General features: G+C 43.3%; 13 protein-coding genes. 2 read left to right on the forward strand and 11 right to left on the reverse strand.

Features of this window, described 5'->3' with window-relative positions; translation table 11 throughout:
* Window positions 1–190: 190 nt before the first annotated feature.
* The gene (locus ACL6C3_RS05685) at window positions 191–4,024 is read right to left on the reverse strand and encodes a Calx-beta domain-containing protein (RefSeq protein ID WP_413166086.1); all 3,834 of its coding nucleotides are present in this window, start codon (window positions 4,022–4,024) and stop codon (window positions 191–193) included.
* A 402-nt stretch (window positions 4,025–4,426) separates the two neighbouring features.
* Between ACL6C3_RS05685 and ACL6C3_RS05690 the strand changes: the two genes are divergently transcribed.
* Entirely contained in the window at window positions 4,427–4,858 is a 432-nt protein-coding gene (locus tag ACL6C3_RS05690; RefSeq protein ID WP_413166088.1) for a hypothetical protein, read from the forward strand.
* A 10-nt stretch (window positions 4,859–4,868) separates the two neighbouring features.
* Here the strand turns inward: ACL6C3_RS05690 and ACL6C3_RS05695 are convergent, their stop codons facing one another.
* The 10 genes from ACL6C3_RS05695 to ACL6C3_RS05740 form a co-directional block, all read right to left on the reverse strand.
* A complete protein-coding gene (locus ACL6C3_RS05695; RefSeq protein WP_413166090.1) occupies window positions 4,869–5,594 on the reverse strand; it encodes a response regulator in 726 nt (241 codons plus the stop codon).
* A gap of 125 nt (window positions 5,595–5,719) precedes the next feature.
* Window positions 5,720–6,610: an alpha/beta fold hydrolase gene (locus ACL6C3_RS05700; RefSeq protein WP_413166092.1), complete on the reverse strand. Its 891-nt coding sequence runs from the start codon at window positions 6,608–6,610 to the stop codon at window positions 5,720–5,722.
* A 46-nt stretch (window positions 6,611–6,656) separates the two neighbouring features.
* Window positions 6,657–7,268, reverse strand: coding sequence for a LysE family translocator (locus ACL6C3_RS05705; RefSeq protein WP_413166094.1), 612 nt, complete (start codon window positions 7,266–7,268; stop codon window positions 6,657–6,659).
* Between the two features lie 4 nt (window positions 7,269–7,272).
* Window positions 7,273–7,743: an Lrp/AsnC family transcriptional regulator gene (locus tag ACL6C3_RS05710; protein WP_413166096.1), complete on the reverse strand. Its 471-nt coding sequence runs from the start codon at window positions 7,741–7,743 to the stop codon at window positions 7,273–7,275.
* Between the two features lie 224 nt (window positions 7,744–7,967).
* Window positions 7,968–9,665, reverse strand: coding sequence for an alpha/beta hydrolase (locus tag ACL6C3_RS05715; protein WP_413166098.1), 1,698 nt, complete (start codon window positions 9,663–9,665; stop codon window positions 7,968–7,970).
* A gap of 187 nt (window positions 9,666–9,852) precedes the next feature.
* On the reverse strand, window positions 9,853–11,769 hold the full coding sequence (locus ACL6C3_RS05720) for an alpha-amylase family glycosyl hydrolase (protein WP_413166100.1): 1,917 nt from the start codon (window positions 11,767–11,769) through the stop codon (window positions 9,853–9,855).
* A 419-nt stretch (window positions 11,770–12,188) separates the two neighbouring features.
* The gene (locus ACL6C3_RS05725; protein WP_413166102.1) at window positions 12,189–12,449 is read right to left on the reverse strand and encodes a histidine kinase dimerization/phospho-acceptor domain-containing protein; all 261 of its coding nucleotides are present in this window, start codon (window positions 12,447–12,449) and stop codon (window positions 12,189–12,191) included.
* A 132-nt stretch (window positions 12,450–12,581) separates the two neighbouring features.
* The gene (locus tag ACL6C3_RS05730; protein WP_413166103.1) at window positions 12,582–13,640 is read right to left on the reverse strand and encodes an ABC transporter permease; all 1,059 of its coding nucleotides are present in this window, start codon (window positions 13,638–13,640) and stop codon (window positions 12,582–12,584) included.
* Between the two features lie 185 nt (window positions 13,641–13,825).
* Window positions 13,826–14,959 carry an AI-2E family transporter gene (locus tag ACL6C3_RS05735; RefSeq protein WP_413168268.1) on the reverse strand — a complete coding sequence of 378 codons (1,134 nt, stop codon included), beginning with the start codon at window positions 14,957–14,959 and terminating at the stop codon, window positions 13,826–13,828.
* A 58-nt stretch (window positions 14,960–15,017) separates the two neighbouring features.
* Complete coding sequence (locus tag ACL6C3_RS05740; protein WP_413166105.1) at window positions 15,018–15,866, reverse strand: Npun_R2479 family HD domain-containing metalloprotein; 849 nt, start codon at window positions 15,864–15,866, stop codon at window positions 15,018–15,020.
* Window positions 15,867–16,442: 576 nt separating this feature from the next.
* Here ACL6C3_RS05740 and ACL6C3_RS05745 point away from each other — a divergent pair.
* On the forward strand, window positions 16,443–18,326 hold the full coding sequence (locus ACL6C3_RS05745) for an efflux RND transporter periplasmic adaptor subunit (protein WP_413166107.1): 1,884 nt from the start codon (window positions 16,443–16,445) through the stop codon (window positions 18,324–18,326).
* The last annotated feature ends 9 nt before the right edge of the window (window positions 18,327–18,335 follow it).

Consider the following 18,335-nt stretch of genomic DNA (forward strand, 5'->3'; position numbering starts at 1 on the left):
GTTGTATCAGAAACGGAGTTTCTTACAACTGCTTTTAGCTTCTCGCCTAGATTTTGAGTTGAGAAACCCGGTTTCTAATAGAAACCGGGTTTTTAATTCCCACCGCTATATTTAAGGTGGGGTGTATCAAATCGGTTAATTTGCTGATGATTGAAAAAACATTGAGAATGTGATGCACCCTACTTTTTATCTAGACATTCCAGATAGCCAAATAAGCATCATTTCCACCCAGAGGATTGGGATTAATAGCGCCGGGAGTTGTCGCTACTGCGGGTCGAGTAATGGTTGAGAAAATCGCCGCTTTACCATTACGAACTGCAAACCCATTTATTTCTCCTTTTGAACCATCTGTATCACCACTTTGAGTGAAAGGAGTCCAGAATTTTCGGACGGTATAATCGGGTGTTAATCCGATGACTGCAATTTCATCAGAGGTGTAGTTTCCAACCGTTTGACCGTTAATTTGTTGGGTGTCTCGGTTTTGGAGTCGAGCGGCGGAGGAAGCACCAATATAAACATTTCCAAATTCATCTGCGGTGATAGAATTGGGATTAAAACTATTGGGTTTGTTTTGACTGTTCGAGGTTAAGATAAATTGACCCCGTTCGATGCTACCATCACTCGGATTAATCTTAGCATGGAACGTGAATGAACCGGAACCTGCACCCGCAAAGCTGTTGTATTTATCGACCTGAACTCTTGTAGCTAAGGGTTGGGTAATAGCTTCACCATCCCGTTGAAATACGTTGTTTCCGCCGTCTGTTTTACCCAAGAAATAAAGTCCGCCATTTTGTCCGAAAGTAATCTGGATTCCGCGTGTATCCGCACCTAAATTTTGTCCGGTTACTTGTGCTGCACTGTAATCCCAAGTGTTCCAAATTTGGTTGAGATTGGTATCAAAGGCGCGAATAAATGGCGTTTGTAAGGTTGAAGTTACCTGGTTGAATCCCGTTACATAAACTTGATTTGTGGTGGGATTAATCGCAATATCCGCCGGACGAATATCAGTTCCAGTTAGGGTTGTGGTTGCCAATTGGCTTCCGGCTGGACTCCACAATGTAACCCTATCATTACTATTAGTAAGTGTGGCAATTGTGCCATTATTTGCAATTGCAACTCGGTCAAATGTTCCGGCTTGTGACCACAAAACGGTTCCGGCATTTGGGTTATAAACTTTAATTCCAAAACTGCCAACTGCAACAATTTCACCGCTATCGCGATCAACATCCATATCATTAACTTGACCGCCTAAAACTGTTGTTGAAAGGGGTGCTGTATTTGCATCAGTTAGACGACGAATTTGACCCGCACCATTGAAGTTTCCCGCGACAATAATGGCTTGGTCAGTTGGGGAAATTTCAACGGCTTTTGCAACATCATCATTCGCAGTTCCCAAGTAAGTTGCACCGGTGAGTTGCAGGTTGCTGGTTCGGTCGTTATCAACAATTTGCAATGTGGCTGTGTTTTGAGTTCCCAACGTTGCACCGCCTGTTGGTGTTGCCAACGCCAAATTTATGCTTTCTGTGGGTTCAAATGTGGTATCATTAATGATGGGAATTGTCACGATTTGAGGTGTACTATCCCCATCGGCAAAATTAACAGTTATCGGTGCATTGGTGTAATCTCCCGGTGAAGTTGCGGTTCCGTTTGTTTGAGTTAAATTAATACTAACGGCGCCCAGACTTCCCCCAGTTCGGGTAACGGTAATTTCTGTTATTGGTGTGCCATCTTCATTGACGCTAAATGTAGCCGCACTAAAGTTAATGCTTCCCGGCATCAACACATCGTTATCGACAATATTAACGGTAGAAGTTGCCATTCCTAATATTGCATCTCCCGTTGCATTCGTGAGGTTTAAATTGAAGAATTCGTTGCCTTCAACTGCGGTATCTTCTAAAATAGGAATGGTAAAAGATTTGCTGGTTTCCCCGTCAGCAAAAGTCAGGGTTCCTGATGTAGCAGTGTAGTCAATTCCCGCTAAAGCTGTGTTATTTTCGGTAGCATAATCAACGGTGACGATTCCATCAGTTCCCTCGATTCTGTTAACAGTAATTGTGGCATTTGTTGCATTTTCATCTACATTGATACTGGCGACAGAAAACTCTAATTTACCTGGAACAGGAGTCGGTGTTGGCGTCGGTTGGGGAACAGGTTCGGGAACAGGAGTCGGTGTTGGCGTCGGTTGGGGAACAGGTTCGGGAACAGGAGTCGGTGTTGGCGTCGGTTCCCCAACAGGAGTAGGCGTCGGTTCAACCACAGGAGTTGGCGTCGGTTCAACCACAGGAGTAGGAGTTGGCGTCGGTTCCCCAACCGGAGTCGGTGTTGGCGTCGGTTCCCCAACAGGAGTAGGCGTCGGTTCAACCACAGGAGTCGGTGTCGGTTCAACCACAGGAGTTGGTGTTGGCGTTGGTTCAACCACAGGAGTCGGTGTCGGTTCAACCACAGGAGTTGGCGTCGGTTCAACCACAGGAGTTGGCGTCGGTTCAACCACAGGAGTTGGCGTCGGTTCCCCAACAGGAGTAGGCGTCGGTTCAACCACAGGAGTCGGTGTCGGTTCCCCAACCGGAGTCGGTGTCGGTTCAACCACAGGAGTTGGTGTTGGCGTTGGTTCAACCACAGGAGTCGGTGTCGGTTCAACCACAGGAGTTGGCGTCGGTTCAACCACAGGAGTCGGCGTCGGTTCCCCAACCGGAGTTGGTGTCGGTTCAACCACAGGTGTTGGCGTCGGTTCCCCAACAGGAGTAGGAGTTGGTGTCGGTTCAACCACAGGAGTTGGCGTCGGTTCAACCACAGGAGTCGGCGTCGGTTCCCCAACCGGAGTTGGTGTCGGTTCAACCACAGGTGTTGGCGTCGGTTCCCCAACAGGAGTAGGAGTTGGTGTCGGTTCAACCACAGGAGTTGGCGTCGGTTCAACCACAGGAGTCGGCGTCGGTTCCCCAACCGGAGTTGGTGTCGGTTCAACCACAGGAGTAGGAGTTGGCGTCGGTTCCCCAACCGGAGTTGGTGTTGGCGTTGGTTCAACCACAGGAGTCGGTGTCGGTTCAACCACAGGAGTCGGTGTCGGTTCAACCACAGGAGTTGGTGTTGGCGTCGGTTCCCCAACAGGAGTTGGCGTCGGTTCCCCAACAGGAGTTGGTGTTGGCGTCGGTGTCGGTTCCCCAACAGGAGTTGGCGTCGGTGTCGGTGTCGGTTCATTATCTGAATCTGGTAATGTAAAATCATCAGAATTCAGAGTGTTACTATTAACATTTTTGAGAATTGCCAAGAATTCATTTGTATTTTTATTTTGAATGATAGTATCACTGGCAAACTCATCCGTACCTTGATAGATATTCAAATCATCAAAGCTGAGGAGATTGAGTAACCCAATTGCATCTTGTTCGGGGTTAAAGTCGTTAATAATATCGGCTTCTGTGAGTAAAAATCCTCCGGTTCCTTCACCAATATAAAACGTATCGTTCCCGTCTCCACCGGTAATGGTATCCGCTCCGCGATCGCCAAGTAATGTGTCATTTCCTAAGTCACCAAAAAGCAGATCGTTCCCGGCTCCTCCCGCAACCAGATCCGCTTCTTTTCCCCCATAAATAATATCATCACCCTGATTTCCAAGTACCTCATCCTCACCGCGATCGCCAAATAGAGTATCATTTCCAATGTCACCAAACAGGATATCATTATTTTGACCACCTGTTAATGTATCATCGCCTTTTCCGGCATAAAGGGTATCATTTCCCAGATTTCCCAGTAAGAAATCATTATCTTGATTTCCCCCTAAAATATCATCTCCAGTCAAGCCTAAAACGGTATCGTTTCCGGCTAAACTAAATATTGTATCGTTTGCTTCTGTGCCTAAAATACTATCTGCTGCTTCACTGGGAACGAAAGAATTTAGATTCAAAATTAAATCGGTGTGATCGGAAGAAGGAATATTAACGGTATTGAAAGTTTGTAAATCATTATTTGCAGGAAAACTCTCAAGGCTGTTGATAGCTACAGCCTCAGTATCATAGTTACTGATAATCATATTGAGTTGTCTCCCAAAAGAAAAAAGATTTTTGTTTCTAATTTGTTCTTCTGGAATTCGTCAATTTATCCGGAGTTTTTACATTAAAAAAATATCATTTAAACTAAAAAATTTGATATGAATACTTACATAAAAACCGAATAAAAAACTACAGAAATTTATAATTTTCCGTAAAAATAACGAGAAGCAGATGTGATTTAAAATACTAAGAACAAAATATCTTTTCCTCAGAGCAATTTTGAAGGGTGATGAGTGGTTTTACTCTCCAGTTTTTTCAAGAAGTGACGGTTCGGGAAAAATCCGGTTTCTGAAGACAACTTTACTGCACTTCCGAGGAATAGTGCTTTCCTTGCGATCCGCTTTGTTTTAAAATAGATTTAGCTCAAGAATAATCGGATAAAAATGACAATTTTAGGTGTTAATCAACCGGAACCCGACGAAAACAGTTGGCAATATCAGTTAGATCGATTTGTTGAAAATAATCAGCAGGAGTTAGCAGCGTTGGCTTGGGGATTTTATCAAGAACAAGGTCATAAAAATATTACATTGGGAATTGATTTCATCCCGACGCCTCATTTTATTTCTTGTTCGCGAGAAGCACTGGAAAAATTAAATAAAAGTGTGAATAATAAGCTGCAAGAAATTTTAGGATTGGTGGATGGCTATCAACCCGAACAAGAGGTTTTAATGATTGGCTTGGCGAATAATGGTGTTAAACTAATTTATTTTGAACCGGAACTCAATCCCCCAGAATGTTTTGAAAAACTGGGTCAAAATATTAATAGTTTGTTAGAGCAACTGGAAACAAAAATAACTGCACAGATTCAAAAATAATTGGAATGAATTAGTTTAATTCCCAGTCCAAACAGAGGGAATCAATCGGCCCATTTGGATGAACAGCACAGTTAATTCCATCCCGACCATGATAGTATAAACAAACTTGGCAAGGTCGGGTTTGATCGAGTTTTTGCTGTAAATTTTGCCATTTATTTTCAGTAATGGCTAATGTTCGACCCGCTAATAAATGATCCGGGTCAATTTCTAATGCTTGCTGAAGGGCGTTTAAAGCACTTTTGTACAGCTTGATCATTTGATGACTTGATGTTTGCCAAGCTGAATTTCGACTTTCGTAGAATTTAATTAATTTTAGAGTTAAAATACCATAGCGAAACCAAGCATCAGCCGAGACATTTTTAGGGGAATGTTTAACCTCTAACAAAACTCGTTTAATGGTTTGTAAAAGTTCTGGAGTTTGCCAGGGTTTACTGACATAAGCTTCCGCGTGTTTAATCCCTTCATAAATTGCAATTTGTTGTTCTTTTCCAGTGATAAAAACAACCGGAATATTCTGAGTTTCCGGGTTCGCTTTAATTAAACGACAAATTCGATAGCCATCAATGCGAGGAATAACAACATCTAGCAACACTAAATCCGGACAAGTTGCTTGCAGTTTATTTAAAGCATCAATCCCATCAGAAGCTTGAATGACATTTATACCATTCCAAGCTAAGTTATAGGAAATACATTCTCGCTGACTGTGGGAATCTTCCACAATTAAAACGGTATTCATGGGGTCAAGAACAGGATGAGGACAGGCACAAATCATCAACTCTTGTGATTAGTTTACCCCGTTTTACCCTAATTGTTGTCACCATTGGTACAAATTTTACTTAAAACCTCACACAGAAGGACAATCTAAGTTGATGATCGAAAGTTTAAAATATGCTGTGAAGTGACTTGAGGCTGTTCTAAATGGGGGACATGACCGCAGTTTTTAATCCAAATGAGTTGAGAGTTCGGTATTGCTTTCTGAAATTTTTCGGCATCTGCTGTGCCTAAAATCCGATCATTTTCTCCCCATAAAATCAAAGTTTGCTGCTGAATTTTACTTAGCATTTTCTTAAACGATCCATATCCTCCGCTTTTCGTAAAACTAATTAAAGCCCGATTCCAAAAGGGCATTTCTAAATGCAATGCCGCACAAATTTGAGCATCCCGAGAGGCAAAAGTTTTATCAAAATAAGCGGTTTCACTAATTCCTTGTCTAACTTTAGGATTGCGTAAAAATTCGGCCGCTAAAGAATCAAAAGGAGGAAAGATAAACTTCCCAAAAATGGGGCCGGCACTCATTCCGGCGCTGCCAATTAAAACTAAGGATTGAACGGCTTCGGGATGATTTAAAGTAAAATTAATAGCAGCAGCACCGCCCATTGAAGTCCCCACTAATATCACTGGTTGCTGAATTAAACTTCGCCAAAAACCGTATAAATGAGTGCCAATTGCACGGGGACTAATTTTGACATTAATATCTCGTTCTGTAAACCCAAACCCCAATAAATCCACCGCCCAAGTTTCATTTTCTGCGGCCAATCGAGGTAATAATCGTCTAAATTCTAACACGGAACTATCGAACCCATGCAAAAGTAAAATTGGTGTTCCGCCCCGCCCTTGATGAACATAACTGGTGAGAATGGGTTCCTTTCTCAAAGGCGTAGAAATGGCTTGAGATTCAATTTGCTTGGCGAGGTTAATCGAAGTCGATTCAGTGAGTTTTTGAACTTGGGCGGGAATAAAACTAGGAAACATGAGCAAGTTGATAAGAATAAATTAGCTGTTAGCTGTAATAAATAGGCTAACCTTTGATACCTGTGACTAGAGCTATAATACCAAATGCTAGGATAATTATACCAGAAACTTGGTTAACCGCTTGAAGAATGCGATCGCTAAATTTTTCTCGAAATAGACTCACCCCACTCGCCAACAACAACCACCAAGATGCCGAACCGAGAAATACACCCAAAACTAAAATCACAGCATCAAAATAATGATTTGCTGTTGCCAGTCCCAACCCGGCAAAGATGGCTAAAAAAGATAAAATCGTCATGGGATTCGTGATGGTCAAGAAAAAAGTTGACGCAAAAACCCCAAAATTTTCTGTTGATTTTGCCGCTTCTTTGGCGGGTTTTTCTAAAAAAGTTTTCAGACCCAAATAACCGAGAAATAATCCGCCAATGATTTTAAACCAAATTTGTTGGGCGACTAAAAAATTAGAAATAAAACTGAGTCCAAATCCCGCAATACAACCATACATCGCATCCGCAGTTGCCGCCCCCAAACCCGAGACAAAACCTGTCATTTTTCCGTAGGTTAAAGAACGACGAATACATAAAACTCCAATCGGCCCAACGGGGGCGGCAATGGAGAAACCGACTAACAAACCTTTGAAGAAAAAACTCATTTCCATAAGTTTATTCAACCTCACTTTCAAACGGGGGTAAGGGAATCACACAACTTTCTTTAGCCGTCGATAAAACGACCGTTGTGCGAGTTTTTAAAATGCCAGAAATCCCTTTAATTTCTTCACTTACAATTCGTTCTAAATGGCGAGTATTCTGACAGCGAACCTTCAATAAATAGTCATCGTCTCCGGTAATATGATGACATTCCATCACTTCGGACATTTCCTGAATGCGTTGCAAAAAAGCGCCGCGATCTTGCGGTTGTTGCAGGGTGACAGCAATAAAAGCGGTGAGTTCACAACCGACGGCTTCCGGGTTTATACGGGCGTTGTAGCCTTGAATGACGCCTTTTTCCTCTAAGCGTTTGACTCGTTCTGCGGTTGCCGGCGCCGACAACCCCAACAGCGTGGCCAGTTCAGACCAGGTGATCCGACCTTGGGCCATCAGATGCCGAATAACCTTATAATCTATTGCATCCAAAGTATATAGCCTTGTTTTATTAGGTTTAAAGTGAGTATAACATATAAAAACAAGTTAATTCTCTCGACCTCACCCCCAGCCCCTCTCCTACAAGGAGAGGGGAGTAATAGCTTGAGAGCAGATTGATTACTTTTTTTAATTAATTTTTAACCATTTGAACAGGTACAGCCCAAAAACCCGGTTTCGCGGTTAGTTACCGGGTTTTTAATTCCCACTTTTTTTAATTAACGTTTAACCACTTGTCTAACTTGTTCGCCGCTCAAATCTTCAATTAAACTCAGGTTAAAAGGTTGACTATCAATTTGATTCACATAAGTCTGAGAAAGATAGGGAGAATACTCAAAACTATTGTTGAGATAAGTCTCAAAAAAACTCAAGCTTAAGAGTTTCAAATAAGGATAGGCAAGGTTGGGGTCGGGGCCGATTAATTGGGGTGGAACTGTTAACCGTCCGCCACTTTCTTGTAAGAAAGAAAAATGGGTTCCGGGTTCGAGTAAAACCAAATGTTTTCTAGAAGTATTTAACCAAGTATAGGGTTGAATTTGTTCTGTAACTGCGGGAGTCACATAATCTTTTGTCCCCCCAATAATCATTGTAGGAATGCCAATTTTACTCATTCCTTCCTCTCCAAAAATCAAACTGGTGAGAGGATTAATCGCAATTACGGCTTTAATTCGCGGGTCTTCAAAATTTTGCTGCTGTGATGCGACTTCCAAAGAACGACATTGAAGCAATGTAGAAATATTTAAGGTAATTCGTCGATCTTCCGACTTTTCACACCCCTCAATTAACTGCTCAGGATTCAGTTCAGCCCCCGCAACAGCCAGCGCCGTATACCCTCCAAAAGACTGACCTAAAATCCCCACATTATTAAAATCAATTCGCCGTTTCCAAACCGGATTCGGTTGATATTTTGCTTCTAATTCATTGAGTAAATAAGTAATATCTAAAGGTCGATTGGCAAACACAGAGGGATTGGGAGGACGTTCAAAGCCATCAAAAAATCTGGCGAATTTGTTAGCGCTTGTTTCAATATGTTCGGGAACTGCAACCGCAAAACCATGAGAGGCTAAATGTTCAGCAATATAACTAAAGGTTTGAGGATCGGAACCCAAACCATGAGAAATAACGATTAAAGGAACAGGCTTTTTAAGCTGAGGTAAATAAACTCGCAATGGAGAAGGGCGATCGCGATTGGGATTGCGAAAGGTAAATTCTTCTTCTGTCCAGCGAATTGAACCTTTTTTTCTGGGATCGGGGAGATTAAACGTATAGTTTTCGTTAATTTGTGCCTGTTGTGCTTGCTGTTCAATTGATTCGATAACTAACTGATTTTCTACCAAAATTTGAAGAACATCTTCCAAAAGTTCCAAACTAAAATTTAAATCAACTCGAATACTTTCCCCCGGAAATTCTTCTAAAAGCCGCAAAATGGTTAACCCTTCAGGATGAGCAGAAGCTTGACCAATTGCTATTCTTAATGCGGCATAACCGTTTTCATTTTTATCTGTTTTTAAGACTTTTCCCACCCGAGTCAAAATTATTCTTCCCGTCGGTGTATCCAAAAACTGTCCCACACTCCAAGGACTGGCTTCTAAAGGCGTTTGTAAAATTTTTCTGAGCTTATCGCCATCTTTTAATTTGAGCAATGTTCCGTACAGTGCTAAGACCGGGGTGACTTCACCTTGTTTGACAAACTGTTGAATTTCATTAATAGAAACGTAAGATTCCGCAGGGCCGTAAGAAATCGTAATTTGTTCGGCGCCGAAAGCGGGGATCGCGGTTAAAACGCCAGAAACAACCCCCAGACTCAGGGCAAGTAAACGATAATTTAGACGAGATAACTTCTCCAGACTGTTAAAGAATTTTTGGTGTTGTCTTGGATGCGATCGCGAGTTCGGTGACGGTATCCGGGTCAGCATGATGATATTCTCCCAAACAAAAAGACTGATATCAGAAAGAGGATAGTGAGATTGGCTTCGGATATTGAGAATATTTTGAAGCCTAAAAAGTTTTTTCTTTGGTCTTCACTCATTTGCCGGAAATTTTGCATTTTTGACCTGCAATTTTCCTTTCCTCTTTCTGTCTATCTGTCCCGTCACCCTATCTTTAAGACTCGATACTCCGCTCAAGTTGTACAAACGGAATCAACCATTTGATATCGTAGGGTTGCAACGTAATTACCAGTTTATCCTCCGTTGTCGTCCACCCCCGTTGACCGACGAGATCGTACCACTGGGTTTCTGCAACTTCGAGTTCCGATAACGGAATTTCGACTTGACAAATTTTATTGGCAACATTGGTTAAGGTGAGGATATATTCATCCTGTTTTGGAGAGGTTCGCAACACCGCAAAAACTTCGGGAGCAACAATTAAAATCTTCTGTTCTCCATTGGGATGAAAAGCCGTATAACGCACCCGAATATCGAGTAAATGTCCTAAGCTTTGAAGAATGAGAGAAAGCTTAGATTTGCGATCGTGTAAGTCTTCAATTAAGCCGTTTATATCAATGACTCGGCGATTAATATCTCGTTTGGATTTGGTTCGCAACACCGCATCAATATCATTGCGAGTTCCAATTAAACCATGAAAATAAATCCCCGGTACCCCTCGCAATACCAGCGCAATACTGCGAGAAGCGATAAAACGTTTCACTTGAAAAACAATATCTTCTCCACTATTATCGAGGTTGAGAGCGCTAAACCAAGTCGTATTAATTTCGTAGGGTTCTTCTCCCTGTTCTCCGGTTTTGTAGGAAACAAACGCCCCGTGTTCTCTGGCATTTTGGATAATAAAGTCAACTTCTTCTTTGGGTAAAATACTCTTGACTCCCATCAATCCGACGCCATCGTGGGTATCGAGCATATTTAGAAAAGTTGTCATTGGCGACAAATATTTAAGTTCTTTTGCCCAATTCGATAAAGCGGTTGCATCTTCTCGATAAAAGGTGTAAAGAACTAAGGGCGGTAAGGCAAAGTTATAAACCATTTGTGCTTCATCATAACCATTTCCAAAATAGGAAACATTTTGTTCGTGAGGCACGTTGGTTTCGGTAATTAATCCCACAGTGGGGGCGACGGCTTTAACAATATCCCGAAAGAGTTTAATAACTTGGTGAGTTTGTTCTAAATTCGCGCAGGGGGTTCCGGGTTCTTCCCAGAGATAAGTCACCGCATCTAAACGAACTAAATTGGCGCCCCGTCGGATATAAAGCAGCAGGGTTTCTATCACGCCTAACAGAACTTTAGGATTTTTATAATTGAGGTCAATTTGGTCGGGTGAAAAGGTTGTCCAAACCCAAATCGGGCCGTTTATGGATTGGAATTTGGTTAAAATATCGGAGGTGCGAGGGCGAACGATCATCCGCCTTTCTTCGGGTGTAAGTTCATCGGGAGAAAGATATGTGGTAAAGTAATCTTTATAGTCCGGGTTGCCATTTAACATTCGTTGAAATAAAGGACTTTTGGAGGAAACGTGGTTAAAAACTCCATCAAACATCAGTTGATAATAGTTTCCCATTTCCTCAATATCTTTCCACGATCCTAAATTGGGATCGACGCTATCAAAATCAATCACAGAAAAACCGCGATCTGAAGAATAGGGAAAGAAAGGTAGAATATGCAGGGTGTTGATACTTAAACCCAAATAATGATTTAAAAAATGTGCTAAAGTTGAAAGCGGAGATTGTCCATCTCCCTTCAATAAATCCCCGTAAGTAATTAAGATTAAATCCCATTCTGTAAAGCGATTATTGGGGTCAAAATCTTTTTCGGCTTCGATCAGTTCGGGGGGTTTGTGGGCGTAATGAACTTTCAGAATTCTTTCCAATTCCGGCATAAATTGTTTGGCTTGTTCCTCACCATAAAGAAAACAAAACCGCTCGAACATTTGTTGATATAATTCCGGTGAAATTTCTAACGGAGGTCTGGTGTAGTCCGGGGCGTCGTCGTAGGGAATTCGGACTCTCCGCATTGATTTTTGAAGCTGCTGACTGTTAAGATTCGTTCCTGATGTAATGTGATCCATAGCTTTTGTTTGAATTGTTGCACCTCTCGCTTGAAGATTATAGCGATTTCTGGGCGGATCGGCACGAAAATAAAAGATTGAATTAATCCGGCGCTTTTATTCTCCTCAATTCTAATAAAATCCGGGCGTTTAATTTAACTGATAATTTAATATTTTAGGTGAGAAAAATCAGTAAAAGAGCAGAGAGAAACAAAATTAAAATAGTGACGGGGAATCGGTATCTGGTGTCAAAACGGACAACGATCAGTCTCAACATTAGAACACCCAGAAGTCGAGCAGATTGAAGGTAGAATCAATGATTTTGCGATCGCGAAAGGCTCGAAACCGTCTGAGGTATGCTCCGATGAAAACCGGCTTTTAATTGAAAGTTAACTGGACTCCTCAGTAAATTTACGGAGTGGTCCGGATGTTCGCCCTGATTATACCGAGTCTTGTAGGTGTTGAGCATAATCTTTTAACTTGTTGGCAAACTCATCGCTGTTGAGGAGTTGGGTCAGTTCACTGGCGGCTTTTTGGACACGCTGAATATATTCCAACTTTTTCTCCTCAGACCAACAATTATTGTACCGACTCAACAATTCGGCTGAAACCAAAATCGTGGTCAAAGGGGTACGCAGTTCGTGGTTAACAACGCTGATGAAAGATTGATGACGATTTGGACTAAGTTGAGAAGTATTCATGGTTAAGCCGATCCATTTTAATCAAGAGTCTATACTGCTCCATCATAAGCTGAAACCCAATTAACTTCATCCGAGAAAATACGGAATAAATCAAGTAAATTTTAAAAACGTTTCCCCCAGAGACTAGCGTTGTCAACTCCGGGGATCGAGAGCATCTCGCAGTCCATCACCGAGTAAATTAAAGGCCAGTACCGTCAAAATAATCAGGAGAGCGGGAGGTAAAACGAGCCAGGGTTGTAATACTAAAATTGAAGCATTTGTGGCCGATGAAAGTAAATTTCCCCAAGAGGTATCGGGTTCTTGAATGCCCAAGCCAATCAAACTTAAAACCGACTCGGAGACAATAAATCCGGGAATGGCTAACGTGGCCGAAATAATCACGTAAGTGGCCGTTTGGGGCAGAATATGACGCCAAATAATATAGAAGGGATTGCCACCCATTGCCCGAGTTGCTTGTACAAATTGTTGTTCTTTAATGGACAGAACTTGTCCGCGAATAACCCGTGCCAAACCCGCCCAACTAATAAAAGAAATAATCACAACAATTAAAAGATAGCGTTGGGCGCTATTAATTTCGGGGGGCAATACGGCCGCCAAAGCCACTAACAAATAAATTCCGGGAATGGTCATTAACACTTCCACAACCCGCATAATCAGAGTATCAATCCAACCGCCAAAGTAACCCGAAATTCCGCCAAAAATCATCCCAATGGGGAAATAAATCGCAATCCCCACAAAACCAATACTCAAACTAACTTGACTGCCAAAAATCAAACGGCTAAACTGATCGCGGGCCAGTTCATCGGTGCCGAGCAGATGAATTTTACACTCTCCAATTGCCCCAAATAAATGCCGATTTCCGGGAATAATTCCCCAAAGTTTATAGGGCGTTCCTTTAACAAATAACCGCACCGGACAAGGATTATCTAAATCTACTTTTAACTGACGTTCTCCGGTTTCAATTTCCACAGGTCCCTGAGTGGTCGGATAAACGTGCGGCCCAATCAATTCTCCCTGTTGATTTTGCCAATAAATCGCTGTCGGCGGGAGTAACGCCCCATCCAGTGTTGTTTCTGAGGCGCTGTAGGGGGCGACAAAATTTGCAAAAATTGCACCGAGATAAAATACAATTAAGATAATTGCGCCGAGTCGAGCTAAGGGATTTTTCTTGAGCCGATGCCACCATTTCATAGGGATTTTATTTGACTTTGCGAGTAGGTTTGACAATAATTATGGCGCTACGCCCGGGCAACCGACAACCGGTCAGCAAGCCATAATAGGAGAAAAGGCGGATTGAGGTTTGGGTTTGAGAAATTGCTCGGTCTTTTCAATTTTTACTCACCTCTATGCGTACCGCTATTTGAGCGACAAGTTCTTTAATTATTGACCGTGACAGGGGATTGATCTTCTGTTTCCCGACTGTTATTATTTTCGCCGTCAGCTTCCTCTAAAGGATTGGTAAAAAATGAACCCGTCTGGGGAGGTGAATCCGGATCGAGAATCACTTCAAAAATACTTTTAACCACACCGGTTAAGGGAATTGCCAAAATGACACCCAATAAACCGCCAATTTTTCCCCCAAGCAGGAGAGCGGTGAAAATAATTACGGGGCTAAGTCCGGTAATATTTCCCATAATTCGAGGGGTAACAATATTGTCTTTTATTTGCTGAAAAGTCACCGAAACCGCGAGAACTTCTAACGCTAACCACCAGTCAATAAAAGCAACAATAATCGTCACAGTTCCGATTCCCAAAGTCGCCCCCACAAACGGGATAATTTCCATCAAGCCGATAAACACGGCAAATAACAGAAAAAAGGGAACTTTTAGCAGGAAAAAAGATAGGGTTAAACTCACCGCCATAAACAATCCCAGGAGAAACTGACCGACGACAAATCCCTGAAGATTTCGGGCGAGAGATTCGGTAAAAATGTAGCGAACTTTCGGCGATAAAAAACTGGTAATTCCATCCCAGAGGCGCTCGCCATCCAGCAACATATAAAAGGCGATTACCAAAATGAGAATTAAATCAATAAACCAGTTAAATGTTCCCAAAACTAAACCCAAACTGGTGGCGGCGATCGCCTGGGCTTTTCCTTGCAAATTCACGAGCAGTTTTTGTTGCAAAATCCCCACATCAACGGGTAAATTTCGCTCTATACCCCAAGCTTGAAATTCGGCTAACTGTTGTTTTCCCGACTCAATTAATTCGGGCAATCTCGCAATCAGTTGTCGCCCTTGGGTAATCACCGGAGGAACAACGGTTAAAGCGATAACAATCGCCACCAAAGCCGCAAATAAATAAACCAATCCTGCGGCCAAACCTCGGGGAATAAATCGTTGTAATTTTGCCACCGCATAATTGAGAATAAAAGCAATTAATCCGGCAGTCACCAAAATACTAATCAGTTCGCCGATATACTCAAAAGCGCTGATGGTTAACCCACTGGCCACTAAAACCAGCACCCAGGTAATTAAAAAACCTTGAACAGGGGAAAAAATTCTGTTCATCATCCGATTTTGTTAAGTTTTCAGGTTGGAGAAGTGTTCAGATTCAAACTTTTGAAGTTTAAGTTACTTCTTTAGCGATGTCGTCATGTTCGACCACAAACACATTAGAATAGAGGTTGGCAATAATCTGCTTCCCGTGCTGTGTCAGAGCCAGATAACGCAAAGCATCTTTAATATAAGGGTAAACGCCATTCCAGTAAAATTTGTGATAATTTTTCCGTAAATCTCCCGGAGTTTTATAGCCAACTTTTTCGTTAAAGCCAGTTTCTTCAAATTCATAGAATAAAGCGCTAATCTTTTTGAGATAGCGGGGATCGCTGAGTTGACCAATTAAATCTGCTCCCCGCACCAAACCCGGATAATTCATGGTATCTTGGTGATCGGATTCTTTCGGTACCGGAAAGCGAGTCAGTTCGATATTACGCTTGATCAGTTCTGCATCAATCAGCTTGTGACCTCCAAAACGTTCGTCGATAAAGAGCTTGGCTCGATCAACATGATAGGGTGTTAAACTCGCATCGGTGCATCCGTCGGGCAGATTAACCATATCGCCATTGTGTCCGGTGGCATAGGCTCCTTCTCGATCTTGGCGACAAACTCCCTTAACATAACCAATATCGTGACAAACGAGGGAAATCAAAAAATGCAGCCAGTCTTCACAGGAAACGCCCCCTTCTCGGATATGTCTACCCCGTAGAATTTCCTGGCCCACCAGAGTCACGAGGATGGTATGTTCGACATCATGGTACAAAGCGTCACTATTGGCAATATTTTCTAAAGCCATGTTACCCGCCCAACCCACGATGTCTTCGTAGTCGGATTTATAGCCCCCGTAGGTGCGACGGTAGCCCTCTCGAATTTGCTGAACGAAAGTATCAATCAATAATTCGGTTGCGTTGAAAAACATACGAGGTCTTGACTTTTTTCAGTCGGTTGTTTATAGATGATAAGAATTGATCAGCCTATTACAGCCTATCAAAACCATTTCGGGAAACACATTTCGCGCTTGGAATATTTACCCTTATAAAGGGTCAACTGTGAACCGTCAACTGTTATTATCCCTACTTCGGGCCTATCTCCTCTAGAATTACACCCCTATTGAGTGAGTCGGTTCCTCGCCCCGATGGTCAATCAACGGATTCGGAATTTGTCCTGAATCGATGCCTATGCGATCGCACAGATCACTATTTATAAATTAGATGATAGAGGAAACCCTAAAAATCGTTTTGATGGAAAATCCTTCTCGCCGATCGCCTGTTGTTCGAGTTCTTTCCATCAAACTTTATACAACTTAACATAAAATTAATCTGATCTCGATGGGACTTCAATGAATTGAAACCCGCGATAGGTATAAGTTCCAGTAAAAATAATCCCCGCGTTCGGTTGGGTCTAGAACACGCTACAATTAGCAATATTAAGAAAAATCCATAATGTTGTAAATATATCTACACAAATAGAAAACCCTAACCAGGAGGCAGTCTGAGTGACCTATAAAGAAATCGTGTCTAAGTTTAACGATCGATATCCGCGCCGGAAAAAATCATCCAAAGTCGAAGATGAGGAGTTGCCAGAGAACGAACCGAATCGCGATCGCCCACTCGAACCCCCCGACAGTGAAAGCGCGATCGAACCGGTTCCGACTCTCCAAAGCGAAACCGAGTTTTTAGAGGATACCGAACTCGACGACGGGGAAGAAGACACCCCCTCCGATCCGGGTTCGGATAGATGGCGAGGGATGATTTCCGGTTTGGGACTGGGTATTCTGGGGACAATAGCAGTCATGCACTTCTATGTCAACCCCAAAACTCAAGCCTCCGCACCCACCAACACCCAACCTGCCGTAGAAGCCGCAGCGACTCCCGCTTCGGTGCAGACGGTGACGGCCGCATCGGTGGAGTTAGCGACCGTTGAGCGCCGGTTAGACGCGACCGGAACCGTAGAAGCTTACGATCTCTTACCCGTGCTTCCCGAAGTTAGCGGACTGCAAATTAAACGGGTAACGGCCGACCAAGGCGATCTCGTCGAAAAGGGTCAACTGTTGGCTATTTTAGATGATTCCATGCTGCGATCGCAAATGGCCCAAGCCGAAGCGGGGTTGGCCAGGGCGCAAGCGAACCTCAGCAAACTGCAAACCGGGAACCGTCCCGAACAAATTGCCGCAGCCCAGGCCAAGTTAGATCGGGCCTTGGCAAATTTGGCCCAACTCGAAGCCGGAACCCGTCCCGAAGAAATTGCCGTCGCTCAAGCTAAACTCAATGAAGCCGAAGCAAGGTTAGCCGATGCGCGTGAGGGGAGTTTGGACGATGAAATTGCCCAAGCGGTCGCCAGACTCGCCGCCAACAAAGCCGATCTGCAATTGGCCAGCGAACGGGTGAGCCGCTATCAGGCGCTCAAAGATCAGGGGGCGGTTTCCGAAGATAGTTTAGAGGAATATTTGCAAAATGAACGCCGACTCAGCGCTTTAGTCGATGAAGCCCAAAGGCGCATTGAACAGCTAAAACAAGGTCAGCGAAGTCAGGTGGAACGCTTGGAGGCGACCGTTGAAATGGAACGTCAAGCCCTGCGACAATTGCAAAATGGCGCCCGCACCGAAGAAATAGCGATGGCCCAGGCCGAAGTTGCCGAAGCTCGCAGTAATTTCGATGAGTTAACCAATGGAACTCGCCCGGAAGACATTGCGGTGGCGCAAGCCGAAGTCAGCGAAGCCCAGGCGCAAGTTCGCTACTACGAAACCCAGTTAGAAGATACCAATGTTCGCGCCCCCGCAACCGGTGTAATTGCTAACCGAGTCGCCCGCGTGGGAGACGTCACCAACGGCACCGAAGAACTGTTTACCATTATCGCCGAAAATCAGTTAGAACTGCACGCCAAAGTTCCCGAAACTCAACTTTCTCAAGTGAAATTGGGAGCAACAGTTACCATTACTTCCGATGCCGATCCCAAGTTAAAAGTACAGGGAACCGTGCGAGAAATTGCGCCGTTAATTGATCCTGAAAGTCGCAAAGCAACGGTTAAAATTAATCTTCCCCCGCTCGGTGCTATTTCGGGTTCTTTTTTGCGTCCGGGAATGTTTTTAAGAGCGGCAATTGCTACCAGCAGCACCCAAGGTTTAAAAATTCCGGCGAAAGCTGTTGTTCCCCAAGCCGATGGCAGTTCAATTGTCTATCGATTAACCGAGAATGACCGGGTGGAAGCGACTCCGATTCAAGTGGGTGAAATTCGCGGCTTTGGCGGAGATTTGAATCAGGCTAAAGTCGAAATTAAAAGCGGTTTAAATCTTGGCGATCGCGTGGTGGTTTCCGGCGCCGCTTATCTCAAAGATGGCGATTTTGTTAATGTAGTTGGTTCGGAATTAACTCGCTTTTAGACTCTATTT

This window comes from Capilliphycus salinus ALCB114379, from assembly GCF_047276495.1.
Lineage (GTDB): Bacteria > Cyanobacteriota > Cyanobacteriia > Cyanobacteriales > Microcoleaceae > Capilliphycus > Capilliphycus salinus.

What these genes read in the sequence shown, in the direction of transcription:
- ACL6C3_RS05700 (WP_413166092.1), bottom strand. Translation starts at nt 6,610, where the DNA reads ATGTTTCCTAGTTTTATTCCCGCCCAAGTTCAAAAACTCACTGAATCG.
- ACL6C3_RS05715 (WP_413166098.1), bottom strand. Translation starts at nt 9,665, where the DNA reads ATGCTGACCCGGATACCGTCACCGAACTCGCGATCGCATCCAAGACAA.
- ACL6C3_RS05705 (WP_413166094.1), bottom strand. Translation starts at nt 7,268, where the DNA reads ATGGAAATGAGTTTTTTCTTCAAAGGTTTGTTAGTCGGTTTCTCCATT.
- ACL6C3_RS05690 (WP_413166088.1), top strand. Translation starts at nt 4,427, where the DNA reads ATGACAATTTTAGGTGTTAATCAACCGGAACCCGACGAAAACAGTTGG.
- ACL6C3_RS05720 (WP_413166100.1), bottom strand. Translation starts at nt 11,769, where the DNA reads ATGGATCACATTACATCAGGAACGAATCTTAACAGTCAGCAGCTTCAA.
- ACL6C3_RS05695 (WP_413166090.1), bottom strand. Translation starts at nt 5,594, where the DNA reads ATGAATACCGTTTTAATTGTGGAAGATTCCCACAGTCAGCGAGAATGT.
- ACL6C3_RS05725 (WP_413166102.1), bottom strand. Translation starts at nt 12,449, where the DNA reads ATGAATACTTCTCAACTTAGTCCAAATCGTCATCAATCTTTCATCAGC.
- ACL6C3_RS05735 (WP_413168268.1), bottom strand. Translation starts at nt 14,959, where the DNA reads ATGAACAGAATTTTTTCCCCTGTTCAAGGTTTTTTAATTACCTGGGTG.
- ACL6C3_RS05740 (WP_413166105.1), bottom strand. Translation starts at nt 15,866, where the DNA reads ATGTTTTTCAACGCAACCGAATTATTGATTGATACTTTCGTTCAGCAA.
- ACL6C3_RS05730 (WP_413166103.1), bottom strand. Translation starts at nt 13,640, where the DNA reads ATGAAATGGTGGCATCGGCTCAAGAAAAATCCCTTAGCTCGACTCGGC.
- ACL6C3_RS05685 (WP_413166086.1), bottom strand. Translation starts at nt 4,024, where the DNA reads ATGATTATCAGTAACTATGATACTGAGGCTGTAGCTATCAACAGCCTT.